The sequence below is a fragment of the Pseudomonas helmanticensis genome (assembly GCF_900182985.1).
Lineage (GTDB): Bacteria > Pseudomonadota > Gammaproteobacteria > Pseudomonadales > Pseudomonadaceae > Aquipseudomonas > Aquipseudomonas helmanticensis.
This window is the reverse complement of sequence record NZ_FXUY01000001.1, coordinates 2,668,736-2,694,818: the sequence shown is the minus strand read 5'-3', so window position 1 is coordinate 2,694,818 and position 26,083 is coordinate 2,668,736. Positions and strand designations below refer to the sequence as shown.

The following is a 26,083-nucleotide window of genomic DNA, read 5'->3' as shown; positions in this document are numbered from 1 at the left end:
GCCTGCATGTCAGCGCCGTCCGGCGAGAACGCTGGGTTCGTCTTCGATCCCTGTAATCAGTAGCTGAAGAAAGCGCTGCTGATTGACTGATAGCTCGGAAGAAACAAGCTTGTCGTCCGTTTTGATAAATCTCTTCTTGGTGGGGGATTTTTTCACGGATTTACGCATGCTCCCGCCCTCGTTGATCATTACTTGAACAGTTTTCACGATACTTTACTCTCCACTGCGAGGACAAGGCGGTCTTCCAAATCAAATTTGAAGCCGAGTTTTGTATAAACCGGAATTGCTCCTGGTATCGGTTCCTGTACTTCAATGCATTTACTACCGATTATTTGCGCAAACTCATCGATGGCCACCATTGCCAAAACCGCAATACGCTTTTTAAGCGGGTGAGGCACTCCGGGCCGCCCTTCCAATCGCACGATTCGAATGCGCTGGCGGCTTTTGTTCGGATTGACGAAGCACAGTCCGCACAGCTGTTCTTCAAACCAGATCGCGATTTCCAGGGACAAGGGTTCTCGTGACTTCCATGCGGCAATCTCTCGCCAGCAAAAATGCGGATTTTCCCAAAGCTCAAATGCACCTAGTGCCTTGGCATTGATAGGTTCAAAGCGTACTTTCGACAGGTCATGTCCCGCTGGTAGCTGTAACAGAGCAGTGGCGATGCTTGCCTGCTTCCTGGCCAGCGACCGATACAACTGATAGCGCAGATAACTACGTTACCTTGGCATATGATTTCGAGCATTCCATGTCTCCCCATCGATAGGTGTTGCAGTTGCTCCAAAGCCTATTCAGTCGTCATCAATTCGTCGCTACCGGCCCTTTGCCCAAATCATTGCAATCCATGTCCCACGCTGGTTATAGTCGGCGCTCGTGAGTCGCACGGCTCACATTCCAATCCTTCAAAAAAGATCTGCGCCAATGCCTGCATCCCTCATCAACGCGGTAGTCGATTCAGCGGTCAACGCTGGCGTCGTGCCGTGCGGGAATCAGCAGCCCAAGCAGATCAGTCATTACCCTCCACCTGTCAGTAGCACGCCGGTGTGCGCAGTCGTTTCACCGCCGGGCGTTGGCGTTTCGGGCTGATCGGCATTTTTTGCTGAGTCCTGCGCCCGCCAGAAACCCTCTACTGAATTTCAGCTTCGGCTGAGTTGGCTATTTGCCTGACTACAGGTGGTATTCATGTTTGTCCTTTCGAAAAAAACCGCGCTCGCGGCGACGTCCACGAGCCTGTTCGTTCTGCTGTGGAGCAGTGGCGCGATCTTCTCCAAATGGGGCCTGGCCCACGCTTCACCGTTTGCCTTTCTGCTGATTCGCTTCGCGATTGCCTTGTGCGGGCTGGCGCTGCTGGCACCGTTGCTCAAGCTGAAGTTGCCCAAGGGCGGCAAGCCGATGCTCTACGCGATTGCCACGGGCGTGGTGTTGCTGGGGGCCTATCAGATTTTTTATCTGCTGGCCCTGAACAGCAAAGTCACGCCGGGGGTGATGGCAACCATCATGGGCGTACAGCCAATCCTGACCGTGGTGTTGATGGAGCGGCAGCGTTCGGCGAGCCGGATGTTCGGTCTGGCGCTGGGGCTGGCCGGGCTGATCATGGTGGTTTACCAGGGCATCGGCCTGGCCGGGATGTCGTGGGCAGGGATGCTTTTCGGTTTGCTGGCGCTGGCGAGCATGACGCTGGGTTCGATCATGCAGAAACGCATCACCGACAATCCGCTCGGTACGCTGCCGGTGCAGTACCTGGCGGGACTGTTGTTGTGCGCGATCTTCGTGCCGTTCCAGCCGTTCCACTTTGAACACAGCGCGGGTTTCATCGTGCCGGTGTTGTGGATGGGACTGGTGGTCTCGGTGCTGGCGACCCTGTTGCTGTATCGGCTGATCGCGCGGGGCAATCTGGTGAATGTCACCAGTCTGTTCTATCTGGTGCCGGCGGTGACGGCGGTGATGGATTACCTGATTTTCGGCAATCGCCTGGCGGCGTTAAGCGTGCTGGGCATGCTGTTGATCATCATCGGCCTGGCATTCGTATTCCGTAAACCCCTGTAGGAGCTGCCGCAGGCTGCGATCTTTTGATCTTGCTTTCAAAAAATCGAAATCAAAAGATCGAGCCTGCGTCAGCGCCTACCGGGTGTTCACTTCAACAGGTTTTACCGCAGCAGGTTTCACCACCAGCCACAACGCCAGCGCAATCAACACCCCGCCATACACATGCGCCATCGATAGCGGCTCATCCAGTAGCAATGCCCCCCACAGCACACCGAACGGCGGGATCATGAAGGTCACGGTCATCGACTTGACCGGGCCGATCGAGCTGAGCAGGCGGAAGTAAATGATGTAGGCAAACGCCGTACACCCCAGGCCCAGACCGAGCAGCGACAGCCAGACATTCCAGCCGCCCCAACTGGCCGGTGGCGCGGTGATGACGCTGTAGCCGAACAGCGGCAACAGAAACAACGTCGCCCCGAGCATGCTGCCCAGTGCCGACAGTCGCGGATCGAGTCCGCCGGCCTGATCCAGCCAGCGCCGCGCCAAAAACCCGGCAAAACCGTAGCAGGTGGTCGCCAGCAGGCAGGCGAGGGCGCCCATCAGCAGTTGCAGGTCGAACGCAACGGGACCGGCACGGGTCAGCACGCCGACGCCGACCAGACCGAGAAAGACGCCGCTGAACTTGGCGATGGTGAGTTTCTCACTGAAAAACAACGCGCCGATCAGCACACCCATCAACGGCGTGGTGGCGTTGAAAATCGCCGAGTAGCCGGCGGGCAGCACTTGCGCGGCGACTGAATAGAGCGTTGCCGGCAGTCCGGAATTGATAACGCCGAGCAGCATTACGGTTTTCAGTTTGCCTTTGAAATCCCAGCTGATGCGCATCAGGCCAAGAATCACCAGCAGCCCGGCGGCGGCGATCGACACGCGAAAGAACGCCGTCGGGATCGAGCCGATCACCGGCGCAATCACACGCATGAACAGAAAACTCGCGCCCCAGATGGCTGCCAGCGACAACATACGGAACATATCGACAGGGCTCACGGCGGGGCTCCTTCCTTGATCGGGACGAGAGTGTTGCCGAGCGCCCTGATGAAGGCAACCGCTATTCGGGCGTTTAACTTTTTTACCTGGAGCACAAATCGCCTGACCAGCCGGTTGAGGTCAACCGGCCAGGCGCGACAATTGCTGGCTGGCCGCTGAGGTCACCGCCGGCAACGCGCCGCGCCAGCCCAGGCGCCTGATTGATCGGCATGGTAATGCTGCGGGTCAGTTGCAAAAAACTGTGTCGATCTCAAAGGCTCCGTCGCGAGCAAGCTCGGCTACTACCGGGATCGCTGTACGAACTTGCCGCGCTTTTGGCAGAAATTGCACTTCACCTGCGCACGCTTACGTGGCTAAGCTCAGGCACAGATTTCCAAACGCACGCCGAGGGTCTCTTCTATGCCGCAGCAATGGCCAGCCACCGACATCGCCCGCATGATCCTCGATGGCTTTGACGATTACCGCGAGCATTTCCGCCGGATCACCGACGGCGCCCGCGAGCGCTTCGAGCAGGCGCGCTGGCAGGAGACGCAAACCGCGTCGGCGGCGCGGATCAATCTCTATGAAGAGAAGGTCGGCGAAACCATCGCCCGTCTGCGCGAATATTTCGACGACGAAGCGCTGATGAACGTCAATTGCTGGCCGCTGGTGAAAAGCGCCTATATCAGCGTCATCGACCTGCGCTTCGACGATGAGCTGTCCGAGACCTGGTACAACTCGATTTTCTGCGGCCTGTTCAGCCACGACCTGATCAGCGATGGCTGCATGTTCATCCACACCACGCGCCCGAGCCTGCGCCGTGCCCGCGCCGCGCAAACCCGCACCTACAAGCCACAAGGCCAGTTGTCGGGGATGCTCGCAAGCATCTTCGCCGACTACCGTTTCAGCGAGGATTACGCCGATTTGTCGGGCGACCTGCAGCGCCTTGAAGCGCAATTGCGCGAGAACCTGCCGGACTGGGTGTGCAAGGACCCGGAACTGGCCGTCGAGCTGTTTTCTTCAGTGTTGTACCGCAACAAGGGCGCGTACCTGGTCGGACGCATCTACACCCGCGACGAACAATGGCCTCTGGTGATTCCGTTGCTGCACCGCGAAGGGCGCGGGATTCAGATCGATGCGTTGATCACTGACGAAGCCGATGTGTCGATCATCTTCTCGTTCACCCGTTCGTATTTCATGGTCGATGTCCCGGTGCCGGCGGAGTTCATTGGCTTCCTGCGGCGCATCCTGCCGGGCAAGCACATCGCCGAGCTGTACACCTCGATCGGTTTCTACAAGCACGGTAAATCCGAGTTCTATCGTGCACTGATCAATCACCTGGCCAACACCGACGATCAATTCATCATGGCCCCGGGCGTGCGCGGCATGGTCATGAGCGTGTTCACCCTGCCGGGCTTCAACACCGTGTTCAAGATCATCAAGGATCGTTTCTCGCCATCGAAAAACGTCGACCGGGCGACGGTGATCGAGAAATACCGGCTGGTGAAAAGCGTCGACCGGGTAGGGCGCATGGCCGATACCCAGGAGTTCGCCGATTTCCGCTTTCCGCTGACCAAGTTTGATCCGGCGTGCCTTGAGGAGTTACTGGAAGTGGCCGCGTCGACGGTATCGGTCGAAGGCGATACGGTGCTGATTCGTCACTGCTGGACCGAGCGGCGAATGACCCCGCTCAACCTCTATCTGGAAAACGCCAACGACGCGCAGGTGCGCGAGGCGCTGGAGGATTATGGTCTGGCGATCAAGCAACTGGCGGCGGCGAACATCTTTCCCGGTGACATGCTGCTGAAGAACTTTGGCGTTACTCGTCACGGTCGGGTGGTGTTTTATGACTACGACGAGATCTGCTTCCTCACCGAAGCCAACTTCCGCCACATTCCTGCGCCGCGCACTCCTGAAGACGAAATGGCCTCCGAACCGTGGTACTCGATCGGACCGCTGGACGTGTTCCCCGAGGAATTTCCACCGTTCCTGTTCGCCGATTCCGGGCAGCGCAAGTTGTTCGATCAACTGCATGGCGAGCTGTACAACGCCGATTACTGGAAGAGCCTGCAAGAGGCGATTCGCGCCGGCAAAGTCATCGACGTCTTCCCGTACCGCCGCAAAGGCCTCGATAACGAATAGCCCTTTTAAAAAACACCCTCACCCCAGCCCTCTCCCGGAGGGAGAGGGGGCCGACCGAGATGGCTTGCGTCAAGCACCGACCTGAAAGGGCTTGGCGATTATGGATTCGGTGATGCGCGTTCAGATCGGTGAGGCTGGCAAAGTTGACTCGGTCGGTCCCCTCTCCCTCCGGGAGAGGGCTAGGGTGAGGGTTGCAATCCCCCTGACACGCCACAAATTCCCCAAATCTGCGACAATCCGCCCCCTGCACATATAGACGACCGAATTGCGTACCCGATGACCGACGAATCGCCCTCCATCGACAAACTGCTGAAAAACCTCGACCACGCCATGCTTGCCGACCGCCACCGGCTGCGGCGGCAGTTGCTTGAGCTGCGCAAGAAACCCGATGAGGCCAAACTGGCCCAGTGGGTCGTGCGCATGCAGGCGTCCTGTGATCAGGTGCTGGCCCGCCGCGCCAGCCTGCCAGTGATTCGTTACGACGACAGTTTGCCGATTGCCGCCAAGCGCGACGAAATCAAAAAGGCGCTGGAAAAGCATCAGGTACTGATCATCGCCGGCGAAACCGGCTCGGGTAAAACCACGCAGTTGCCGAAAATCTGTCTGGAGATCGGTCGCGGTCAGCACGGTTTGATCGGTCACACCCAGCCGCGTCGAATTGCTGCGCGCAGCGTCGCCAGCCGGGTTGCCGAAGAACTCGGCACACCGCTCGGGTCACTGGTCGGCTATCAGGTACGTTTCGAAGATCAAAGCGATTCCAATACGCTGATCAAACTGATGACCGACGGCATTCTGCTCGCGGAAACCCAGAATGACCGTCACCTTGAACGCTACGACACGATCATCGTCGACGAAGCGCACGAACGCAGCCTCAACATCGATTTCCTGCTCGGTTACCTGAAAACCCTGCTGCCGCGTCGCCCGGATCTGAAAGTCATCATCACCTCGGCGACCATCGATCTGGAGCGCTTCTCCAAGCACTTCGACGATGCACCAATTGTCGAGGTGTCGGGTCGCACGTTCCCGGTCGATACCTGGTATCGCCCGCTGACCCTTGAGCAGGACGAAGAGGGCAACCGCGTCGAGGATGACCTGACGGTGGATCAGGCGATTCTCGCCACCCTCGATGAAATCGCTGCCTACGAGCGCAGCGAACGCCGCAGCCCCGGCGACGTGCTGGTGTTCCTGCCGGGCGAGCGCGAGATTCGCGACGCCGCCGACATGCTGCGCAAGGCCCAGCTCAAACACACTGAAATCCTGCCGCTGTACGCGCGTCTTTCTCCGGCCGAGCAACAACGGATTTTCCAGTCGCATCCGGGCCGTCGCGTGGTGCTGGCGACCAACGTCGCCGAGACTTCGCTGACTGTGCCGGGCATCCGTTACGTGATCGACAGCGGCACCGCGCGCATCAGCCGCTACAGCTATCGCGCCAAGGTTCAGCGCTTGCCGATCGAGGCGATTTCCCAGGCCAGCGCCAACCAGCGTAAAGGTCGCTGCGGCCGGGTCGAACCGGGTATCTGCATTCGTTTGTACAGCGAAGAGGATTTCCTCGGGCGCCCGGAATTCACCGATCCGGAGATTCTGCGTACCAACCTTGCCGCCGTTATTTTGCAGATGCTGCATCTGCGCCTTGGCGAAATCACCGCGTTCCCGTTTATCGAGCCGCCGGACGGTAAGGCCATCAGCGACGGTTTCAACCTCCTGCAAGAACTCTCGGCGGTGGATCGCAACAGTCAGCTAACGCCGCTCGGTCGCCAATTGGCGCGCCTGCCGGTCGATCCGCGCATGGGCCGCATGCTGCTTGAAGCGGCCAAGCTCGGCAGCCTGCAGGAAGTGTTGATCGTCGCCAGTGCGATGTCGATTCAAGACCCGCGCGAGCGGCCGCCGGAGCGTCAACAAGCGGCCGATCAGGCGCATGCGCAATGGAAAGACGTTGATTCTGACTTCGCCGGATTGGTGAATCTGTGGCGTGGTTTCGAGGAACAGCGCCAAGCCTTGACCGCGAGCCCGCTGCGCAACTGGTGCCGGAAGAATTTCCTCAACTATCTGCGTCTACGCGAATGGCGTGATTCCCATCGCCAGTTGAGCCTGATCTGCCGCGACATGCAGCTGAGCCTTAACAAAGAGCCGGCGGATTACCCGAAACTGCACAAAGCGGTGCTGGTCGGACTGCTCAGCCAGATCGGCCAGAAAACCGAGGACGGTGATTACCTCGGCGCGCGTCAGCGACGTTTCTGGATTCATCCGTCGTCGGGCATCGGCAAGAAGCGCCCGCAATGGCTGATGACTGCCGAACTGGTGGAAACCACCAAGCTCTACGCGCGCATGGTCGCCAAGATCGACGCCGACTGGATCGAACCGCTGGCCGGGCACCTGATCAAAAAAAACCATTTCGAACCGCACTGGGAGAAGAAGCGCGGCCAGGTCGTGGCGTTTGAACAGATCACCCTGTTCGGCCTGATCGTGGTCGGTCGCCGCCCGGTGCATTACGGCCCGGTTGACCCGGTGGTTTCGCGTGAGCTGTTCATCCGCGAAGGTCTGGTGCGCGGCGAGATTCAATCCCGAGCCAAGTGCCTCACCGCCAATAAACAACTGCTGGAACAGCTCGACGAACTCGAAGCGAAGGCCCGTCGCCGCGACATTCTTGCCGACGAAGAAACCCTATACGCGTTCTACGACGCGCGCTTGCCGGCGGAGATTCACCAGACCGCGACCTTCGACAGCTGGTATCGGGTCAACAGCCAGAAAGACCCGCAACTGCTGATCATGCGCGAAGAAGACGTGCTGGCCCGTGAGGCCAGTGAGGTCACCGCGCTGCATTATCCGGACACGCTGCACATCGGCGATCTGGAGTTGGCGCTGACCTATCACTTCGAACCCAATCACCCGCGCGACGGCGTGACCCTGCGCGTGCCGGCGCCGCTGCTGCCGATGCTGCCGCCGGAGCGTCTGGAGTGGTTGGTGCCAGGGTTGATCGAAGCCAAGTGCATCGCCCTCGTGCGCAACCTGCCGAAAGCGCTGCGCAAGAACTTCGTGCCGGTGCCGGACTTCATCAAGGCTGCCTTGCAACGCATGACCTTTGCCGAAGGTTCGTTGCCGCAAGCGCTGGGCCGTGAATTGCTGCGCATGACCGGCGCGCGGGTCAGCGATGAAGCGTGGGCGGAAGCTGAGCAAGGGGTCGAAGGGCATCTGCGGATGAACCTGGAAATCGTCGATGGCCAAGGCAAGTTCCTTGGTGAAGGACGCGATCTGGCCGAGCTGACCGCGCGGTTTGCCGAAGCCAGTCAGGCCGCGTTGGCCGTGCCGCAAAGTGCGAAAAGCCAGCAGCCGGTCGAGGCGAAAGTCTTCGCGCCGGTCGCGGAAAAGACTCAGCAGAAGATCGCCGGGCTGTCGATGACGGTGTATCCGGCACTGGTCGAAGAGGGCGGTACGGTCAAGGAAGGGCGCTTCTCAACGCCGGCCGAAGCCGAGTTTCAGCACCGTCGCGCGTTGCAGCGGTTGTTGATGCAGCAACTCGCCGAGCCGGCCAAGTTCCTCCGTGGCAAGTTACCGGGGCAGACCGAATTGGGTCTGCTCTATCGCGAGTTGGGTCGGGTCGATGCGCTGGTCGAAGACATTCTGCTGGCCAGCCTCGACAGCTGCATTCTCGAAGGCGAAGACCCATTGCCGCGTGATGGTGCCGGGTTGGCGGCATTGGCCGAGCGCAAACGCGGCAGCTGGACCGAACACGCTGAACGCGTGGCGCGGTTGACGCTGGATATCCTGAAAATCTGGCACGGGCTGCAAAAGCGCTTCAAGGGCAAGATCGATCTGGCCCAGGCTGTGGCGCTGAATGACATCAAGCAGCAGATCAACAATCTGGTGTATCCGGGGTTTGTTCGCGAGACGCCGATGCAGTGGCTCAAGGAACTGCCGCGTTACCTGAAGGCGGTCGAGCAGCGTTTCGAAAAACTGGGTGCGCAGGTGCAGAAAGATCGCGTCTGGAGCGGCGAACTCGCTGGCCTCTGGGCGCAATACCAGGCCCGTGCCGCCAAACATGCGCAGGAAGGCAAGCGCGATCCGCAGCTCGAGTTGTACCGCTGGTGGCTGGAGGAATACCGGGTGTCGCTGTTCGCCCAGCAGTTGGGCACCAAAGCGCCGATCTCCGACAAACGCCTGAACAAACAGTGGAGCCAGGTAGAACCCTGAGCCTGCACCTCACAACGATGATCGTTCCCACGCTCTGCGTGGGAATGCCTCTGGGGACGCTCCGCGTCCAGTGACGCAGAGCGTCACGGGCTGCATTCCCACGCAGGAGCGTGGGAACGATCATCCGCGTTGATTTTGAGAAAGGGGCCAAAAGCCTGCGTTTATGGCAAACTTCGCGACCATAAACGCCGGTTTCGCGACCCAGAGCCTTCGGCCCTGTCGCGCAGCGGAATAAAGCGATGCCAGGTTTGCGTCCCCCGGATGGGAATAGACCCTTTGTGTGTTGGTACGACGGTTCCAGCACTTTCTGCCTGAACAGATTAGAGAAACGACCATGCATAACGTCGTCATCAGCGGCACCGGCCTGTATACCCCGGCCAACAGCATCTCCAACGAAGAGCTGGTGCAGTCTTTCAATACTTATGTCGCCCAGTTCAACGCCGACAACGCCGAGGCTATCGCCAGCGGCGAAATCCAGGCCCTGACCGAATCCAGCGCCGCGTTCATCGAAAAAGCCTCGGGCATCAAGAGCCGTTTTGTCATGGACAAGGACGGCATCCTCGACCCGCAACGCATGGCCCCGCGCCTGCCGGAGCGTTCCAACGACGAATGGTCGGTACTCTGCCAGATGGCCATCGGCGCCGCCGAACAGGCCCTGCAACGTGCCGGCAAAACTGCCGCTGACATCGACGGCGTGATCGTTGCCTGCTCCAACCTGCAACGCGCCTATCCGGCCATCGCCATCGAAGTCCAGGAAGCGCTGGGCATTCAAGGCTTCGGTTTCGACATGAACGTGGCCTGCTCTTCGGCCACCTTCGGCATTCAGACCGCCGCCAACAGCGTGCAGCTGGGTCAGGCCCGGGCGATCCTGATGGTCAACCCGGAAGTCTGCACCGGTCACCTGAACTTCCGTGACCGCGACAGCCACTTCATCTTCGGCGACGCCGCGACTGCGGTGATCATCGAGCGTGCTGACACCGCCACCTCCGAGCATCAGTTCGATGTGGTCAGCACCAAACTGCTGACCAAGTTTTCCAACAACATTCGCAACAACTTCGGTTTCCTCAACCGCGCGGCAGAAGAGGGCGTCGGTGCCCGCGACAAGCTGTTCGTGCAGGAAGGCCGCAAGGTGTTCAAGGATGTCTGCCCGATGGTCGCCGAGCTGATCAGCGCGCACCTTGAGGAGAACAAGCTCAACGTCGGCGACGTCAAGCGCTTCTGGCTGCACCAGGCCAACCTGAGCATGAACCACCTGATCGTGCGTAAATTGCTCGGTCGTGAAGCCACCGAAGAAGAAGCACCGGTGATTCTCGATACCTACGCCAATACCAGCTCCGCCGGTTCGGTGATTGCGTTCCACAAATATCAGGATGACCTGGCCGCCGGTTCGCTGGCCGTGCTGAGTTCGTTCGGTGCCGGCTACTCGATCGGCAGCGTCATCCTGCGCAAACGCTGATTGCGCCTTAAAGATCGCAACCTTCGGCAGCTCCTACACTGATCTTTGTAGGAGCTGCCGCAGGCTGCGATCTTTTGCTTTTAGAGAGGTAATGCATGGCCGCAACGGACGACTCACAACTGCTCGAACGCCTGCTGGCCGGTGAGCAAAAAGCTTTCAAGGAATTGGTCAGCACCTACCAGAGCGCCATGCGCGCTGTCGCGTATGCCATCGTCGGGCAACGTCACGTCGAAGAAGTGGTGCAGGATGCCTGGCTGTCTGTGGTGCGCCATATCGGCAGCTTCGAAGGCCGCTCCAGTCTCAAGACCTGGCTGCTGACCATTACCGCCAACGCCGCCAAAGGCCGTTACAAACAAAATCGCCGTGAAGTCTTGATGGACGATCTGCCGTCACCTCATGGCGGCATTGACGACGACCGCTTTTCCCCCGGCGATGGCCATTGGCTGATCGCCCCGTTCGCCTGGCATCAGGACACCCCCGAAGCGCTGCTCACCGAAAGCGAATTGCGTGAGTGTCTGGAGCACACGCTGCTCAGCCTGTCGGAACTGCAAAGCAGTGTTTTGCTGCTGCGTGAACGTCAGGGTCTGGAGCTGGAAGAGATCTGTAATCTTCTGGAGATCTCGCTCTCCAATGTCCGTGTGCTGCTGCATCGTGCGCGGCTGAAAGTCTTCGCCACGGTGGAGCATTTTGAGGAGACCGGCGAATGCTGACGTGTAAAGAACAAGTGGCGCGTTCCAGCGATTATCTCGATGGCCAGTTGAGCTTTCGGGAAAAACTGATGGTGCGTCATCACCTGATGTTCTGCCCCAATTGCCGACGTTTCATTCGTCAGATGAAATTGATGCAGGCCACGCTGAAGGCCATGCCGGAGAAACCGCAAGAGGGCGTCGACGCCCTGGCTGAACGCCTGGCCGAACAGCGCCGCAAAGACAACTCCCTGTAGGAGCTGCCGAAGGCTGCGATCTTTTGATCTTGCTTTTAAAAAGACAGATCAAAAGATCGCAGCCTTCGGCAGCTCCTACAGGGGGGATAGCGTGGCGCGGGGGGAACGAACGGATGATGGGGATCGTTCCGCCCACGCCTGGCTATGAGGGTAAAACGCTTAGAACTTGGCTTCCGCGTCCAGTTGCAGGGTGTTGATGTCCGAATCGGTCTTCTTCAGGCTGGCGTTGGTGTAGTCGGAGTTCGCCATGAAGTACGTCGCGCCGAGCGTGAAGTTCTTGTCCAGCTCATAGCTGACTTTCAACTTGCTGCCGCGCGAACCGGTGTAGCCGTTGGCGAAGTCGGAGTCGGTGAAGGCACCGACCACGGCGTTGCGCTGCACATCGCGGTAGTTATAGTCGACGTTGAAGCCGTACAGTTTCGATTTCACACCGGCCAGCCAGCCAGTGTCCTGATCGGTGCTGGCGTCGCTGTTATTCACGTACTGACCGTAGATCGCCAGAGGTACCGGCAGGTTGGCGAAGTCGATCTGGCCGAAACCTTCATACAGCTTGAAGGTTTCGTTCGGGCTGTTGCCGTTGACGGCCAGCGCGCAAGGTGCGGTGACGGTGCCCGAAGTCGGGCAGGCGCTGTCCTTGTCGTTGTCGTAGGAATAGATACTGCCGCCCAAGGTCATTTTCACGCTGTCGGTGATAGCGAAACGCGCACCCAATTGGCCGGTGTACAGACGCAGGTCGTGTTTGAACTGCACGCCTTCGCCGTCAACGTTGTCCTTGAGGGTGTAGTGACCGGCGCTACCGAACAGTTCGGTGCTGCCGCTCAGCGGATACTTGTAAGTGACCGCCAGACCTTCCGGGTTGATATCGCTGTCCCAGATGATGTCGCCCATGCTGACCCACGGCTGGGCCATTTTACCGGCGATCAGGTGCAGGTTCTTGACCGCGTCAGGGTGGTAGTCGACGTAACCGAGGTCGAGCCAGATCTGCTTCTTGTCGAAGTAGTTGTTGAGGTCCTGGTTGGTCGAACGGGCGTCGTCGCTGCTGCCGGTGGCGACACGAATGCCGGTGTCCACTTGCGGGTTGATTTCGCTGTAGGCGCCCAGACGTGCGCGGATGCGCTGACGGTCCTGGTCTTTGCTGTTGGGCACGCCATCGTTGTGCACGGTTTCTTCACGAAAGCGCACATCACCCTTGAACTGGGTCTTGGCAGCCCACGCCAGTTTCTGATCGAAAAGGCTTTGTTCGTCGTTCTTCTTCGCGACGGCCGCGACTTGTTGATTGGTCTCTTGCTGCGCCTGCTGCGCGATTTGCTGCTCCTTCTGATCCTTCGCCAGCTCGGTTTGCAGTTCTACGTACTGCGCCTGGGAAATGGAACCGTTAGCCTTGAGCATGTCGAGCAGTTTGGCGTCGACTGCGGCACTGGCCGGAACACTCATGGCCAGCAACAGGCCACCGCACAGGGCCGCCGCAGTTTTCGTGGAAGCAAGACGCATAGCAATCTCCGAAGATGAGAGGGGATGGCTGAACCATCCTGGGCACAACCGACGGTTTAACGTCGGAAAACAGTGTCCGGGTAGAACCCGGCGCTCTAAAAACAGGCGCCAGTATCGCGATGGTTTATGACAGCGCAGTGGCACAGTGATGGCAGGATGATGACGATGCAAAATGGCCGTGAACTATTGATCTAGAGCGCTGTCGCCCGAATGCGGGTGTGCAATGCAGCGCAATCGGCGATACTCGCCGAGCGCTGAAGTCCTGTTGTGGAGAGCCCGTCGATGCCGTTGCAACGCCTGCAAAATCTGTCAGAAATCGCCCCGGCCAGTTGGGATGCACTGGTGCCGGAGAACCAGCCGTTCCTGCGTCATGCGTTTCTCAGCGCGCTGGAGGACAGCGCAAGTGTTGGCCCCCACACCGGTTGGCAAGCGGAACATTTGCTGCACATCGAAGGCGATCGACTGATTGCCGCGTTACCCAGCTATCGCAAGTGGCATTCCTACGGCGAGTACGTGTTCGATCATGGCTGGGCCGATGCCTGCGCCCGTGCCGGTATCGATTACTACCCCAAACTCCTGACCGCCGTGCCCTTCAGCCCGGTCAGCGGTCCACGGCTGTTGGCGGCCAGCGTCGAGGATGGTTTCGAACTGCTCAAGAGCCTGCCGGGGTATCTGGAAATCGAAGGGCTTTCCAGCGCGCACATCAATTTTACCGACCCGTTCACCGATGCTGCGATGGCCGAGCAACCGGGCTGGTTGCAACGCATCGGCTGTCAGTACCACTGGCAGAATCGTGGTTATCGCGACTTTCAGGATTTTCTCGATGTGCTCAGTTCGCGCAAGCGCAAACAGATGCGCAAGGAACGCGAGCAGGTGGCAGGGCAGGGCTTCGAGTTTGAATGGCTGGAGGGGCGCGAACTGGACGAGGCGCAGTGGGATTTTGTCTACGCCTGCTACGCCAACACCTATGCGGTGCGCCGGCAAACGCCTTATCTGACGCGGGAGTTTTTCAGTTTGCTCGCCGAACGTATGCCGGAATCGATCCGCGTGGTGCTGGCCAGGCACGGCTCACGGCCGGTGGCGATGGCGTTCAGTCTGGTCGGTGGCGGCAGTTTCTACGGGCGTTATTGGGGCTGTCTGGCCGAGTTCGACCGGCTGCACTTTGAAACCTGTTTCTATCAGGGCATGGACTATGCGATTGCCCACGGCTTTCAGCGCTTCGACGCGGGTGCTCAGGGTGAGCACAAACTGATTCGCGGGTTTGAACCGGTGATCACGCATTCCTGGCACTATCTGCGTCATCCGGGATTGAAAGCTGCGGTCAAAGACTTCCTGCACCAGGAGCGTGCGGGTGTACTGGCGTATGCGCAGGAGGCCGTTGCGGCACTTCCTTACAAACAGGGTTAAGCACTGACGTCGCGCGCGACACCGCAAAATAGCTGCTGACAGCAAGGCCCGACGATTTGCTCGGGCCTTGCTTGTTCAACTATAAATACACTCGGTTACCAGCTTGCACCCGCTACGCAATTGGCTAACCCTTTCTGCGAGGATACCTTGTTGAAATCCCCAAGAGTGGTGATCGAAGAATAATAATAAATCATCAGATTTGGTTTTTTTGCGACCTGACAGGTATATACGAACTCTGGGCGGTCACATTGGATTTTCCCCATGTTAGCGTTGGCAGAACAATTTAGTTCGGGGCGAACTTCGGATAGTGCTTCGCCCATGTTGAACTGTATCGGCGAATCACTATTAACGGTTGGTGCGAGCATGGCCGAAGCAAAGCCCGAATAAGTTGCAATGATCAGTGCCGCGGTGATGAGACTTTTGGAATACTTCATTTTACTTACCACTCCCAGTGGGTGCCGTTATCTTCAAATACCCAAACCTTGCATTTCCTCAAGTCCAGTGCCTTGGCGGACTCGGTCTCCATGAACGCTTCGGCGGTAGGGGCGTTACTTTGGAAAGCTTTAAGTTTCCAGATGTGCATTTTGAAGTCTTCGCTGTATTGCATGCAGCGGTAAACATTAGTGCCGTTATCACCGGCAACAGCGTGGCTTTGCATCAGGCCGGTAGTCAGTGCAATAGCAATAATGCTGTTGATAAAAATGTTCATGTCTCAATCCTTGAGAGAGTTGGGTTTTAGGTGTTGAGGAAGTTGCTTCGGTTTGCGCGATTAAAGGTAATACGCCTAGAGCTTTCTGTCAGCGTTTTCGCTGTTTCAGGATATTTTTTTTGCGCTATGGGTAACATTGAAAGGCCGCATTGTTAGTTGCAGTAATGCGGCCTCTTTAGTTGCGCGATAATCAGTTTTTTTCCTCACCCAGCCATCGATAAATCCCGCCGCCGACGACTGCACCCAGCAATGGTGCGACCCAGAACATCCACAGTTGCGCAAGCGCCCAGCCGCCAACCATCAGCGCCGGTCCGGTGCTGCGCGCCGGGTTGACCGAGGTATTGGTGACGGGAATCGAGATCAGGTGAATCAGCGTCAATCCCAGCCCGATGGCGATAGGTGCCAGCCCTGGAGGCGCGCGTTTGTCGGTGGCACCGAGGATGATGATGACGAACATGGCGGTCATCACCAACTCGGTGACGAACCCCGCCGCCATCGAATATTTGCCCGGCGAGTGCTCGCCATAACCGTTGGAGGCGAGGCCGGCAGCGATATCGAAACCCTCCTTGCCGCTGGCGATGTGGGCGATCAGCGCTGCCGCGAGAATCGCCCCGAGAACTTGGGCAATGATGTAGGCAGGCAACTCCTTGGCCGGAAAGCGACCACCGACGAACAGACCGACCGAGACGGCCGGGTTGAGGTGACAGCCGCTGATGTGGCCGATGGCGAATGCCATGGTCAACACCGTCAGGCCAAACGCCAGGGCCACCCCCAGCACCCCGATTCCCAATGGCGAAGACGCGGCGATCACCGCACTGCCACAGCCACCCAAAACCAGCCAGAACGTACCCAACAACTCAGTAACTGAACGTTTGAACAGAGACATGAGAGAGTCCTTGATAGGCGTGCTATCGAGACTGCATCGAGTTGTGCGTCCTTGCAGACTTACGACAGGCTCCGTTCCGGAACCTTGGCTGAGTACAGCAGGGTTTTTACGGATTTCCAGCGCCCGTAAAAAAACCGCCAGCGCCCGTGGTTGGCGGGCTGTGGCGGTGATCGTTCCCACGCTCTGCGTGGGAACGCCTCAGGGGCCGCTCCGCGTCCAGTGACGCGGAGCGTCACGGCTGCATTCCCACGCAGAGCGTGGGAACGATCTTGGAGGGGTCAATCGATCCCGACGAACCCGCCGGTCTGGTGCGCCCACAGTCGCGAATACAGACCACCATGGGCGAGCAGTTCGGCGTGGCTGCCGCTCTCGGCGATCTTGCCGTTTTCCAGCACAACCAGCCGATCCATGCGCGCAATGGTCGAGAGCCGGTGCGCAATCGCGATCACGGTTTTGCCTTGCATCAGGGTTTCCAGGCTTTCCTGAATGGCCGCTTCGACCTCCGAATCCAGCGCCGAGGTCGCTTCGTCCATGATCAGGATTGGCGCGTCCTTGAGCAGTACCCGCGCGATAGCGATGCGCTGGCGCTGGCCGCCCGACAGCTTCACGCCGCGCTCGCCGACATGCGCGTCGAACCCGGTGCGTCCTTCGGCATCCGACAGGAGCGGAATGAACTCATCGGCGCGAGCCTTGTGCACCGCATCCCACAGCTGCGCATCAGTCGCATCCGGTTTGCCATACAACAAGTTGTCGCGGATCGAACGGTGCAGCAACGAAGTGTCCTGGGTGATCATGCCGATCCGCGCGCGCAGGCTCTCCTGACCGACTTCGGCAATGTTCTGCCCGTCGATCAGGATGCGTCCGCCCTCGACGTCGTACAGGCGCAGCAGCAGATTGACCAGGGTCGACTTACCGGCGCCGGACGGCCCGATCAAACCGATCTTTTCCCCCGGTTTGATGTTCAGATTGAGGTCGCCGATGATCCCACGCTTCTTGCCGTAGTGAAAATCCACGTGCTCGAAACGCACTTCGCCTCTGGCCACTTCCAGCGGTTTGGCGCCTTCACGATCGGTGACGCTGACCGGTTGCGCGATGGTCTGCAAACCGTCCTGCACCATGCCGATGTTTTCGAAGATGCCGGTGACCACCCACATGATCCAGCCGGACATGTTGACGATGCGAATCACCAGGCCGGTGGCCAGAGCAATCGCGCCGACGGTGATCAGCGACTGCGTCCACAACCATAGCGCCAGCGCCGTGGTGCCGACGATCAGCAAACCGTTCATGGTGGTAATTGCCACGTCCATGCTGGTGACGACGCGGCCGGCCATCTGCGCTTTGACCGTCTGCTCCTCGATGGCTTCCTTGGCGTAGTGCTGTTCGAAATTGGTGTGGGCGAACAGTTTCAGCGTGGCGATGTTGGTGTAGCCGTCGACGATGCGGCCCATCAGTTTCGAGCGCGCGTCGGAGGCTTCCACCGAGCGATCCTTGACCCGTGGCACGAAGTAGTAAAGCGCGCCGATGTAGGCGGCGATCCACGTCAGCAGTGGGATCATCAGGCGCCAGTCGGCCTCGGCGAACAACACCAGCGAGCTGATGGCATAGATCACCACGTGCCAAAGCGCATCCACCGCTTGCACCGCCGAGTCACGCAACGAGTTTCCGGTCTGCATGATGCGTTGGGCGATACGCCCGGCGAAGTCGTTCTGAAAGAAATTCAGACTCTGCTTGAGCACGTAGCTGTGGTTCTGCCAGCGAATCATGCTGGTCATGCCCGGGCTCAGCGTCTGATGCACCAGCAGGTCGTGCAGGCCGAAGAAGATCGGTCGCAGCACCAGCGCAACCACCACCATCCACGTCAATTCGAGGGCGTGGTCGCTGAAGAAATTCGGGTTGGGGGTGCCTTGGGCCAGGTCGATGATGCGGCTCAGGTAGCTGAACAGCGCCACTTCGATCAGCGCGGCGAACAGGCCTACGACGAGCAGGGCGGCGAAACTTGGCCAGACTTGCTTGAGGTAATAAACATAGAAAGGCCAGACCCGGTCTGGAGGGGACGCTGTCGGAGCGTCGCGGAATATGTCGATCAGTTGTTCGAAACGGCGATAGAGCATCAGATAACCACCCGGAGTACGGGCTCTCCTTTTATCAGTGTGAGCGGCGCGGGATCAGGCCGGCGCCGCTCGATATGCCCTGCAGTACTCAGTCGATGCGCTTGGCCGACTTGATGATCACAGGGTCGACAGGCACGTTTTGCATGCCGCTTTTGGTGGTGGTTTGCGAATTGACGATGATGTCTACGACATCCATGCCCTTGACCACTTTGGCGAACACCGCGTAACCAGCGTCGCGACCCGGATCGAGGAAAGCGTTGTCAGCCACGTTGATGAAGAACTGGCTGGTGGCCGAATCCGGGTTGGAGGTACGCGCCATCGACAGGGTGCCGCGAACGTTGTGCAGGCCATTGCTGGCTTCGTTCTTGATCGGGGCCTTGGTGTCTTTCTGTTGCATTTGTTGGGTGAAGCCGCCGCCCTGAACCATGAAGCCCGGGATCACGCGGTGGAAGATGGTGTTGGTGTAGAAACCGCTGTCGACGTACTCAAGGAAGTTCTTGGTACTGATCGGTGCCTTGACCGGGTCCAGTTCGATTTCGATCTGGCCGTTGGTGGTGTCCAGCAGCACGTGCGGTGCTTTGGCTGGCGTGGCAGCCATCAGGTTGGCGGCAAACAGCACGGTACCAGCGGCGAGGGCGAGTTTTTTCAGCATGGGTCAGTGATCCTGAGATTGATTTTCGGCTGTGGCGAGGAACTCCAGCAGCGTTTGATTGAAGCGTTCGGGTTGGTCGAGCGGGGTGGCGTGGCGCGAGTCGGCGATCACCACCAGCCGCGCATCGGGCAGCAGTTTTACATAGGTTTCTTTCAGTGCGACGGGGGTGTAGTCACGGTCGGCACTGACGATGAGGGTTGGACAGGTCACTCGGGAAAGTCGTTCCTGAACCCCCCAGCCAACAATCGCATCGAAGCTGGCGAGATAAGCACGTTTGTCGTTTCTTGCCCAGCGTTCGGACATTTTCTGCCGCAAATCGGCCTGTTCCGGTTTCGGAAAAAGTTTGCCGCCGAGGGCTTTGCCGATGGTCGCGAGGCTGAGCACGCGCATCAGGCTCCAGCGCTTGAACCATTGCCAATAATCGTCGCGGCTGCGGATTTTGACTTCAGGCGCACTGTTGACGATGGTCAGACTCTTGAGCCATTGCGGTTGATCGACTGCGAACTGGAAGCCGATCATGCCGCCCATCGACAGCCCGACGTAATGCACCGGGCCAAGCTTGAGGTGTTCGATCAGCGCGAACAAATCCGCGCTGAATCCGGCGATGCTGTAGCGCTCGCGGGGTTTGTCCGAGCGCCCATGGCCACGCACATCCGGGACGATCACCCGGTAATGCGCGGCCAGTGCCGGGATCTGCATTTCCCAGTCCAGTGTGCTCGAGCCGAGCCCGTGCACCAGCAGCAACGGCGTGCCGTGGCCATATTCCTCGTAGTGCAGGTTGCAACCTTCGTGCTCGAAATAGGCCATCGGTGAACTCCGTGTCAGGCTTGTTCAGGGGCGGCGTACGGCGCATCCAGCGGCAGGGTATCGAAGGTGCGCAGCAGTTCGATGAGGATTTGCGTGGCCGGGCCCAGGGGTTTGTCCTTGTTCGAATACAGATAGAAACTCGGGTTGCGGCTGCCGCCCTGATCCAACGGTAGCAGCTTGAGCGAACCTTCCTTCAATTCGCGTTCGATCATGTGCCGTGGCAGCCAAGCAAAACCCAGGCCGCTGCTGACAAATGTGGCGGCGGTGGCGAGGCTGCCTACGGTCCAGCGCTGTTCGGCGCCGAGCCAGCCGACGTCTCGTGGCTGTTGGCGGCCGGAATCACGGATCACCACCTGCATCTGGGTTTCCAGATCCTGAAAACTCAGCTCACGGTTGAGCCGGTGCAACGGGTGATCGGGGTGCGCCACGGCGACAAACTCGACGTCGCTCAATTCCGCCCCGAGGTAACCGGGAATGCTCAGGCCGGTGATCGCCAGATCGGCCACGCCTTCGAGCAGCACTTCTTCCACGCCCGACAACACTTCCTCACGCAGACGCACGCGGCAACCACGACTCTGCGGCATGAACGCGGTCAGTGCGCGCACGATCCGCGCGCTTGGATACGCGGCATCGACCACCAGGCGCACCTCGGCTTCCCAGCCTTGTTCCATATGGTGGGCGAGGTCTTCCAGTTGGCTGGCCTGTTTCACCAGTTGCCGCGAGCGGCGCAGCAACACGCCGCCCGCTTCAGTGAGCACCGCTTTGCGCCCGTCGATGCGCAGCAACGGCACGCCGAGCTGGTCCTGCATGCGGGCGACGGTGTAGCTCACCGACGATTGCGAACGGTGCAGGGCCTCGGCGGCCTGGGCAAAACCACCATGGTCGACCACGGCCTGCAATGTTCGCCATTGATCAAGGGTCACGCGGGGCGCTTTCATCAATAGCTCCTCTTGTCCTAAGCTGGCCGTCCCTCATGGAGACTGCCGAATGAAAAAATTCTGTTGTGTGGTGCTGGCGCTGCTTCCGCTGACTGCTTTTGCGTACCCGATCGATGTGCAGAAAAATCTCAACGGCATGAAAATCGACTACGAAACCTACGACACGGATAACGACATCGGCTCGATCCGGGTGGCCAACTACGGTGATGTCGATGCGACGTGCAAAGCGAAATTCAGCAACGGCCCGGAAGCACCGCGTATACGCAACATCGATGTACCGGCAGGCAAACACAAGAACGCCACGGCCAAGTTCACCCGCACCATCATCAAGCTGCGCATCGAACTGACCTGCATCCCGAAATAACAGTCGACCCCCTGTAGGAGTGAGCCTGCTCGCGATAGCGGTCTATCAGATGAATTAATGTTGGCTGACACGCCGCTATCGCGAGCAGGCTCACTCCTACAAGGGTATGTGTCAGCTTATAAACGAATTTATCGATGTGTTATAGCAATTATTTGCGCTTTTTCATCGATTCGACTCTGTTTAACCTTCACTCCATCGACCTACAACATTCTCGGATGGAGGCTACACAACATGTCCCGCGTTCTGATCATCGAAAGCAGCGCCCGCCAGCAAGACTCGGTATCCCGTCAACTGACCCAGACCTTCATCCGTCAGTGGAAAGCCGCGCACCCGGCCGATCAGATCACTGTGCGTGACCTCGCCGTCAATCCGGTGCCACACCTGGACAGCGACCTGTTGGGCGGCTGGATGAAAGCTGCCGAGCAACGCAACGCCAGCGAACAAGCGTCGCTGGATCGCTCCAACGAACTGACCGATGAGCTGGTGGCTGCCGACGTGCTGGTGATGGCCGCGCCGATGTACAACTTCGCCATCCCGAGCACCCTCAAAGCCTGGCTCGACCACGTGCTGCGTGCCGGCGTGACCTTCAAGTACACCGAAACCGGCCCGCAAGGCCTGCTCAGTGGCAAGCGTGCCTACGTGTTGACGGCTCGCGGCGGCATCTACGCCGGCGGCCCGGCAGATCATCAGGAACCGTACCTGCGTCAGGTAATGGGCTTCATCGGCATCCACGACGTGACGTTCATTCACGCCGAAGGCATGAACCTCGGCGGTGATTTCCAGGAGAAAGGCCTCAACCAGGCCAACGCCAAGCTGTCCCAGGTCGCTTGATATGTTAATCGCCAGATAATCGCCGATTGTTTAAGTGACCTGGCGCAACCCCTTCAAGGCTCTACGCGCATCGAACCTCCCTTTGCACTTTTTGCTCCTGAGTGCTGTAGCCCGATTGAACGCATTAGCGAGATCGGGCTTTTTTTTGCCCACGATTCTCCGATCCCCTGTAGGAGCTGCCGCAGGCTGCGATCTTTTGATCCTGGTTTTTAAAATCGACATCAAAAGATCGCAGCCTTCGGCAGCTCCTACACGGGGATTTTTGTTGGTTGCGGAATCGAAAACCCGCTATCGTCGCCGCCATTCGAATTAGGGGCGAGCATGGGCTATCTACTTTTTGTCACGCTGATCCAGGCGTTTTCCTTCAGCCTGATCGGCGAATACCTCGCTGGTCATGTCGACAGTTACTTCGCGGTGCTGGTGCGTGTCGTGCTGGCCGGGCTGGTGTTCATTCCGCTGACGCGCTGGCGCTCGGTCGAACCGTCGTTCATGCGCGGCATGCTGATGATCGGCGCCTTGCAGTTCGGCGTGACCTACGTCTGCCTGTACCTGAGCTTCCGCGTGCTGACGGTGCCTGAGGTGTTGCTGTTCACCATCCTCACGCCGCTGCACGTGACGTTGATCGAAGATGCCTTGAACCGCCGCTTCAACCCGTGGGCGCTGGTTGCCGCACTGGTGGCGGTGGGGGGTGCGGCGGTGATTCGCTTTGACAGCATCAACCCGGACTTCTTCATGGGTTTCCTGCTGCTGCAACTGGCCAACTTCACCTACGCCGCCGGGCAGGTGATGTACAAACATCTGGTGGCGAAGCATCCGAGTGATTTGCCGCATTACCGGCGTTTTGGCTTCTTCTACCTCGGTGCGCTGGCGGTGGTATTACCGGCTTTCCTGATGTTCGGCAAAGCCAACTTCCTGCCGGAAGCACCGCTGCAATGGGGCGTGCTGCTGTTCCTCGGCCTGGTCTCGACCGCGCTGGGCATGTACTGGTGGAACAAGGGTGCGTGCATGGTCAACGGCGGTACGCTGGCGGTGATGAACAATTTGCATGTGCCGGTGGGTTTGCTGCTGAATTTGCTGATCTGGAATCAGCATGAGGAGCTGGGGCGGTTGTTCCTCGGCGGTAGCGTCATCCTCGCCGCCGTGTGGATCAGCCGCCTCGGCATCAGACGCACCGCATAACCCCTGTAGGAGCTGCCGCAGGCTGCGATCTTTTGATCTTTAAAGTCAAAAGATCGCAGCCTGCGGCAGCTCCTACAGGGGAATTGTGTTTTACAGGAGGTGTTTTTGCGGCTCGGGGATGCTGGCCGCGCCGAGCACCGCTGGCAGCAGGCCAGAGCGCAAATCCCCGCCACTCGGCTGCTGATACAAACTCAGCCCGAACTCCGGCAGCACCGCCAGCAGATAATCAAAAATATCCCCCTGAATGCGCTCGTAGTCGGCCCACGCCGTGGTGCGGGTGAAACAGTAGATTTCCAGCGGAATGCCCTGCGCCGTGGTCTGCATCTGGCGGACCATGCAGGTCATGTTGGGCTGAATCTCCGGGTGACTCTTCAGATACGCCAACGCGTAAGCCCGGAAGGTGCCGATGTTGGTCATCCGGCGACGGTTCGCCGACATCGCCGCGACATTGCCCTGGGCTTCGTTCCAAGCCTTGAGCTCGGCTTTCTTGCGGCTCATGTAGTCGGTCAGCAGGTGCACCTGCGAGAGTTTCTCCTCCTCATCGTCGCGCATGAACCGTACACCGCTGGCGTCGATGAACAGGCTGCGTTTGATTCGACGTCCACCGGATTGCTGCATGCCGCGCCAGTTCTTGAACGACTCGGACATCAAGCGCCAGGTCGGAATCGAAACGATGGTCTTGTCGAAGTTCTGCACCTTGACCGTGTGCAAGGTGATGTCGACCACGTCGCCATCGGCGCCGACTTGCGGCATTTCGATCCAGTCGCCAACCCGCAGCATGTCGTTGCTGGTCAACTGCACACTGGCGACGAACGACAACAAAGTGTCCTTGTAGACCAACAGAATCACCGCCGACATCGCGCCCAGACCCGAAAGCAACAACAGCGGCGAGCGGTCGATCAATGTCGCGACGATGATGATCGCGCCGAACACGTACAAAACCATTTTCGCCAGTTGCACGTAGCCTTTGATCGAGCGTGTGCGTGCGTGCTCGGTGCGTGCATAGATGTCGAGCAGTGCATTGAGCAGGGCGCTGACCGACAGCAGCAGGAACAGAATGGTGAACGACAACGCCACGTTGCCGAGGAAGGTCATGGCGGTCTTGCTCAGTTCCGGCACCAGATGCAGGCCGAACTGGATCACCAGCGACGGAGTCATCTGCGCCAGGCGCTGAAACACCTTGTTGTGGCGAAAATCATTGATCCAGTGCAGCGCCGGCTGGCGACCGAGCATGCGGCTGGCGTGCAGGATCAGATAACGCGCCACTCGTCCGAGCAGTAACGCGATCACCAGCAACACCGTCAGAGCCAGACCGGCCTGCAAGAGCGGATGCTGTTCGAGAGTGCCCCAGAGGTCCTGGGCGTTGAGCCAGAGCTGTTTGAAATCCATATGAGCAACGATTCTTCTGTAAGACGCGATGGGCGATTAGAGCATTTAAGACGCGGTGTATTACCGTTGGAGACAAATCGAGCAACAAAAAAGCCACTGATTGCGTCCGTTTGCATAAAGAAACTCGGCCTGAGCGCTCGAAACCGGTAACCTATGCAGCTGTTTTTTTGCATATCTTCGAGGTAGCACCCGTGTTTTCCCAATTCGCCCTGCACGAACGCCTGCTTAAAGCTGTGGCCGAGCTGAAATTTGTCGAGCCAACGCCTGTGCAAGCCGCGGCCATTCCGCTGGCGCTCCAAGGGCGTGATTTGCGGGTGACTGCGCAAACCGGTAGCGGCAAGACCGCCGCTTTCGTTCTGCCGATTCTCAATCGCCTGATCGGCCCGGCCAAGGTCCGCGTCAGCATCAAGACGCTGATCCTGCTGCCGACTCGCGAGCTGGCCCAGCAGACTTTGAAGGAAGTTGAACGCTTCGCGCAGTTCACCTTCATCAAGTCCGGCCTGATCACCGGCGGTGAAGACTTCAAGGTTCAGGCCGCGATGCTGCGCAAAGTGCCGGACATCCTCATCGGCACCCCGGGCCGGATGATCGAGCAACTCAACGCCGGCAACCTCGACCTCAAAGAAGTCGAAGTGCTGGTGCTCGACGAAGCCGACCGCATGCTCGACATGGGTTTCTCCGAAGACGTTCAGCGTCTGGTCGATGAGTGCCCGAACCGTCAGCAGACCATGCTGTTCTCGGCCACTACCGGTGGTTCCGGCCTGCGCGAGATGATCGCCAAGGTGCTGAACAACCCTGAGCACTTGCAGCTCAACGCGGTCAGCCAGCTGAACTCGACCACCCGTCAGCAAATCATCACCGCCGACCACAATCAGCACAAAGAGCAGATTGTGAACTGGCTGCTGGCCAACGAGACGTATCAGAAGGCGATCATCTTCACCAACACCCGCGCCATGGCCGACCGCATCTACGGCCGCCTGGTGGCTCAGGAATACAAAGCGTTCGTGCTGCACGGCGAGAAAGACCAGAAGGATCGCAAACTGGCGATCGACCGTCTGAAGCAGGGCGGCGTGAAGATTCTCGTGGCCACCGACGTTGCCGCCCGTGGTCTGGACGTTGATGGTCTGGACATGGTGATCAACTTCGACATGCCACGCAGCGGCGACGAGTACGTGCACCGCATCGGTCGTACCGGTCGTGCCGGCAACGACGGCCTGGCGATCTCGCTGATCTGCCACGGCGACTGGAACCTGATGTCGAGCATCGAGCGCTACCTGAAGCAGAGCTTCGAGCGCCGCACCATCAAGGAAGTCAAAGGCGTCTACGGCGGGCCGAAGAAGGTCAAGGCCTCGGGCAAAGCCGTTGGCGTGAAGAAGAAAAAGACCGACGCCAAGGGCGACAAGAAGAAAACTGCCGCCAAGACGCCGACCAAGCGCAAGAGCGCCAACCGTCCGAAGCCGGACTCGTTGGTCAGCAGCGACGGCATGGCACCGCTCAAGCGCCGTAAGCCAGCAGAGCCTGCGGCTGAGTAAGGCGTTTCAAGCGTGCATAAAAAAACCCGGACAATGTCCGGGTTTTTTT

24 protein-coding genes are annotated in these 26,083 nt (G+C 59.0%); 12 read left to right on the top strand and 12 right to left on the bottom strand.

The genetic code is table 11. The annotated features are described in order from the left end of the window. Positions 1–9: 9 nt before the first annotated feature. Together QOL84_RS11940 and QOL84_RS11935 are read right to left on the bottom strand one after the other, a co-directional pair. The gene (locus QOL84_RS11940) at positions 10–168 is read right to left on the bottom strand and encodes a hypothetical protein (protein ID WP_283437317.1); all 159 of its coding nucleotides are present in this window, start codon (positions 166–168) and stop codon (positions 10–12) included. Positions 169–203: 35 nt separating this feature from the next. Continuing rightward, entirely contained in the window at positions 204–698 is a 495-nt protein-coding gene (locus tag QOL84_RS11935) for a hypothetical protein (RefSeq protein WP_346772240.1), read from the bottom strand. 223 nt (positions 699–921) lie between these two features. Between QOL84_RS11935 and QOL84_RS11930 the strand changes: the two genes are divergently transcribed. Both QOL84_RS11930 and QOL84_RS11925 read left to right on the top strand, forming a co-directional pair. Next, the gene (locus QOL84_RS11930; RefSeq protein WP_162835961.1) at positions 922–1,086 is read left to right on the top strand and encodes a hypothetical protein; all 165 of its coding nucleotides are present in this window, start codon (positions 922–924) and stop codon (positions 1,084–1,086) included. Between the two features lie 96 nt (positions 1,087–1,182). Next, the gene (locus tag QOL84_RS11925) at positions 1,183–2,046 is read left to right on the top strand and encodes a DMT family transporter (RefSeq protein WP_129390567.1); all 864 of its coding nucleotides are present in this window, start codon (positions 1,183–1,185) and stop codon (positions 2,044–2,046) included. Positions 2,047–2,121: 75 nt separating this feature from the next. Here the strand turns inward: QOL84_RS11925 and QOL84_RS11920 are convergent, their stop codons facing one another. Beyond that, a complete protein-coding gene (locus QOL84_RS11920; RefSeq protein WP_283437316.1) occupies positions 2,122–3,030 on the bottom strand; it encodes a DMT family transporter in 909 nt (302 codons plus the stop codon). 399 nt (positions 3,031–3,429) lie between these two features. Here QOL84_RS11920 and aceK point away from each other — a divergent pair, with 399 nt between their 5' ends. From aceK to QOL84_RS11895, 5 genes are all read left to right on the top strand, one after another. After that, complete coding sequence (gene aceK, locus QOL84_RS11915; RefSeq protein WP_129390573.1) at positions 3,430–5,151, top strand: bifunctional isocitrate dehydrogenase kinase/phosphatase; 1,722 nt, start codon at positions 3,430–3,432, stop codon at positions 5,149–5,151. Positions 5,152–5,427: 276 nt separating this feature from the next. Next, entirely contained in the window at positions 5,428–9,339 is a 3,912-nt protein-coding gene (gene hrpA, locus QOL84_RS11910) for an ATP-dependent RNA helicase HrpA (RefSeq protein WP_283437315.1), read from the top strand. 334 nt (positions 9,340–9,673) lie between these two features. Beyond that, positions 9,674–10,795 carry a beta-ketoacyl-ACP synthase III gene (locus QOL84_RS11905; protein ID WP_283437314.1) on the top strand — a complete coding sequence of 374 codons (1,122 nt, stop codon included), beginning with the start codon at positions 9,674–9,676 and terminating at the stop codon, positions 10,793–10,795. Positions 10,796–10,890: 95 nt separating this feature from the next. After that, positions 10,891–11,505 carry an RNA polymerase sigma factor gene (locus QOL84_RS11900; RefSeq protein ID WP_283437313.1) on the top strand — a complete coding sequence of 205 codons (615 nt, stop codon included), beginning with the start codon at positions 10,891–10,893 and terminating at the stop codon, positions 11,503–11,505. Beyond that, positions 11,499–11,738, top strand: coding sequence for an anti-sigma factor family protein (locus tag QOL84_RS11895; RefSeq protein ID WP_129390586.1), 240 nt, complete (start codon positions 11,499–11,501; stop codon positions 11,736–11,738). Before QOL84_RS11900 ends, QOL84_RS11895 begins: the two co-directional genes overlap by 7 nt. A gap of 159 nt (positions 11,739–11,897) precedes the next feature. Here QOL84_RS11895 and QOL84_RS11890 read toward each other — a convergent pair whose 3' ends face one another. Further along, a complete protein-coding gene (locus QOL84_RS11890) occupies positions 11,898–13,229 on the bottom strand; it encodes a putative porin (RefSeq protein ID WP_129390589.1) in 1,332 nt (443 codons plus the stop codon). Between the two features lie 282 nt (positions 13,230–13,511). Here QOL84_RS11890 and QOL84_RS11885 point away from each other — a divergent pair, with 282 nt between their 5' ends. Beyond that, complete coding sequence (locus QOL84_RS11885) at positions 13,512–14,636, top strand: GNAT family N-acetyltransferase (RefSeq protein WP_283437312.1); 1,125 nt, start codon at positions 13,512–13,514, stop codon at positions 14,634–14,636. Positions 14,637–14,731: 95 nt separating this feature from the next. On the opposite strand, the gene QOL84_RS11880 is transcribed toward QOL84_RS11885, so the two are convergent. The 7 genes from QOL84_RS11880 to QOL84_RS11850 form a co-directional block, all read right to left on the bottom strand. Continuing rightward, positions 14,732–15,070 (bottom strand): hypothetical protein, encoded by a 339-nt coding sequence (locus QOL84_RS11880; protein ID WP_283437311.1) that lies wholly within the window; start codon positions 15,068–15,070, stop codon positions 14,732–14,734. A 5-nt stretch (positions 15,071–15,075) separates the two neighbouring features. Beyond that, the gene (locus tag QOL84_RS11875; RefSeq protein ID WP_283437310.1) at positions 15,076–15,345 is read right to left on the bottom strand and encodes a hypothetical protein; all 270 of its coding nucleotides are present in this window, start codon (positions 15,343–15,345) and stop codon (positions 15,076–15,078) included. Between the two features lie 190 nt (positions 15,346–15,535). Continuing rightward, positions 15,536–16,231, bottom strand: coding sequence for an aquaporin Z (aqpZ, locus tag QOL84_RS11870; protein WP_129390601.1), 696 nt, complete (start codon positions 16,229–16,231; stop codon positions 15,536–15,538). Between the two features lie 278 nt (positions 16,232–16,509). Further along, complete coding sequence (locus QOL84_RS11865) at positions 16,510–18,342, bottom strand: ABC transporter ATP-binding protein (protein WP_283437309.1); 1,833 nt, start codon at positions 18,340–18,342, stop codon at positions 16,510–16,512. 88 nt (positions 18,343–18,430) lie between these two features. Next, positions 18,431–18,994 carry a peptidylprolyl isomerase gene (locus QOL84_RS11860; protein ID WP_283437308.1) on the bottom strand — a complete coding sequence of 188 codons (564 nt, stop codon included), beginning with the start codon at positions 18,992–18,994 and terminating at the stop codon, positions 18,431–18,433. Positions 18,995–18,997: 3 nt separating this feature from the next. Next, complete coding sequence (locus QOL84_RS11855) at positions 18,998–19,801, bottom strand: alpha/beta fold hydrolase (protein ID WP_283437307.1); 804 nt, start codon at positions 19,799–19,801, stop codon at positions 18,998–19,000. A gap of 14 nt (positions 19,802–19,815) precedes the next feature. Further along, a complete protein-coding gene (locus QOL84_RS11850) occupies positions 19,816–20,739 on the bottom strand; it encodes a PA3225 family LysR-type transcriptional regulator (RefSeq protein ID WP_129390612.1) in 924 nt (307 codons plus the stop codon). 49 nt (positions 20,740–20,788) lie between these two features. Here QOL84_RS11850 and QOL84_RS11845 point away from each other — a divergent pair, with 49 nt between their 5' ends. The 3 genes from QOL84_RS11845 (at position 20,789) to QOL84_RS11835 (ending at position 23,113) form a co-directional block, all read left to right on the top strand. After that, positions 20,789–21,103 (top strand): 3-phosphoglycerate kinase, encoded by a 315-nt coding sequence (locus tag QOL84_RS11845; protein ID WP_283437306.1) that lies wholly within the window; start codon positions 20,789–20,791, stop codon positions 21,101–21,103. 231 nt (positions 21,104–21,334) lie between these two features. Beyond that, the gene (locus QOL84_RS11840) at positions 21,335–21,934 is read left to right on the top strand and encodes an FMN-dependent NADH-azoreductase (protein WP_283437305.1); all 600 of its coding nucleotides are present in this window, start codon (positions 21,335–21,337) and stop codon (positions 21,932–21,934) included. A gap of 321 nt (positions 21,935–22,255) precedes the next feature. Further along, positions 22,256–23,113: a carboxylate/amino acid/amine transporter gene (locus QOL84_RS11835; protein ID WP_283437304.1), complete on the top strand. Its 858-nt coding sequence runs from the start codon at positions 22,256–22,258 to the stop codon at positions 23,111–23,113. A gap of 90 nt (positions 23,114–23,203) precedes the next feature. On the opposite strand, the gene QOL84_RS11830 is transcribed toward QOL84_RS11835, so the two are convergent. Next, complete coding sequence (locus QOL84_RS11830) at positions 23,204–24,502, bottom strand: mechanosensitive ion channel family protein (protein ID WP_283437303.1); 1,299 nt, start codon at positions 24,500–24,502, stop codon at positions 23,204–23,206. Positions 24,503–24,693: 191 nt separating this feature from the next. Between QOL84_RS11830 and QOL84_RS11825 the strand changes: the two genes are divergently transcribed. After that, positions 24,694–26,034, top strand: coding sequence for a DEAD/DEAH box helicase (locus QOL84_RS11825; protein ID WP_129390653.1), 1,341 nt, complete (start codon positions 24,694–24,696; stop codon positions 26,032–26,034). Positions 26,035–26,083 lie beyond the last annotated feature (49 nt).

Excerpts from the sequence above, each read along its gene's own strand:
- QOL84_RS11940 (WP_283437317.1), bottom strand. The coding sequence starts at position 168 with ATGCGTAAATCCGTGAAAAAATCCCCCACCAAGAAGAGATTTATCAAA.
- QOL84_RS11930 (WP_162835961.1), top strand. The coding sequence starts at position 922 with ATGCCTGCATCCCTCATCAACGCGGTAGTCGATTCAGCGGTCAACGCT.
- QOL84_RS11925 (WP_129390567.1), top strand. The coding sequence starts at position 1,183 with ATGTTTGTCCTTTCGAAAAAAACCGCGCTCGCGGCGACGTCCACGAGC.
- aceK (WP_129390573.1), top strand. The coding sequence starts at position 3,430 with ATGCCGCAGCAATGGCCAGCCACCGACATCGCCCGCATGATCCTCGAT.
- hrpA (WP_283437315.1), top strand. The coding sequence starts at position 5,428 with ATGACCGACGAATCGCCCTCCATCGACAAACTGCTGAAAAACCTCGAC.
- QOL84_RS11905 (WP_283437314.1), top strand. The coding sequence starts at position 9,674 with ATGCATAACGTCGTCATCAGCGGCACCGGCCTGTATACCCCGGCCAAC.
- QOL84_RS11900 (WP_283437313.1), top strand. The coding sequence starts at position 10,891 with ATGGCCGCAACGGACGACTCACAACTGCTCGAACGCCTGCTGGCCGGT.
- QOL84_RS11895 (WP_129390586.1), top strand. The coding sequence starts at position 11,499 with ATGCTGACGTGTAAAGAACAAGTGGCGCGTTCCAGCGATTATCTCGAT.
- QOL84_RS11890 (WP_129390589.1), bottom strand. The coding sequence starts at position 13,229 with ATGCGTCTTGCTTCCACGAAAACTGCGGCGGCCCTGTGCGGTGGCCTG.
- QOL84_RS11885 (WP_283437312.1), top strand. The coding sequence starts at position 13,512 with ATGCCGTTGCAACGCCTGCAAAATCTGTCAGAAATCGCCCCGGCCAGT.
- QOL84_RS11880 (WP_283437311.1), bottom strand. The coding sequence starts at position 15,070 with ATGAAGTATTCCAAAAGTCTCATCACCGCGGCACTGATCATTGCAACT.
- QOL84_RS11875 (WP_283437310.1), bottom strand. The coding sequence starts at position 15,345 with ATGAACATTTTTATCAACAGCATTATTGCTATTGCACTGACTACCGGC.
- aqpZ (WP_129390601.1), bottom strand. The coding sequence starts at position 16,231 with ATGTCTCTGTTCAAACGTTCAGTTACTGAGTTGTTGGGTACGTTCTGG.
- QOL84_RS11865 (WP_283437309.1), bottom strand. The coding sequence starts at position 18,342 with ATGCTCTATCGCCGTTTCGAACAACTGATCGACATATTCCGCGACGCT.
- QOL84_RS11860 (WP_283437308.1), bottom strand. The coding sequence starts at position 18,994 with ATGCTGAAAAAACTCGCCCTCGCCGCTGGTACCGTGCTGTTTGCCGCC.
- QOL84_RS11855 (WP_283437307.1), bottom strand. The coding sequence starts at position 19,801 with ATGGCCTATTTCGAGCACGAAGGTTGCAACCTGCACTACGAGGAATAT.
- QOL84_RS11850 (WP_129390612.1), bottom strand. The coding sequence starts at position 20,739 with ATGAAAGCGCCCCGCGTGACCCTTGATCAATGGCGAACATTGCAGGCC.
- QOL84_RS11845 (WP_283437306.1), top strand. The coding sequence starts at position 20,789 with ATGAAAAAATTCTGTTGTGTGGTGCTGGCGCTGCTTCCGCTGACTGCT.
- QOL84_RS11840 (WP_283437305.1), top strand. The coding sequence starts at position 21,335 with ATGTCCCGCGTTCTGATCATCGAAAGCAGCGCCCGCCAGCAAGACTCG.
- QOL84_RS11835 (WP_283437304.1), top strand. The coding sequence starts at position 22,256 with ATGGGCTATCTACTTTTTGTCACGCTGATCCAGGCGTTTTCCTTCAGC.
- QOL84_RS11830 (WP_283437303.1), bottom strand. The coding sequence starts at position 24,502 with ATGGATTTCAAACAGCTCTGGCTCAACGCCCAGGACCTCTGGGGCACT.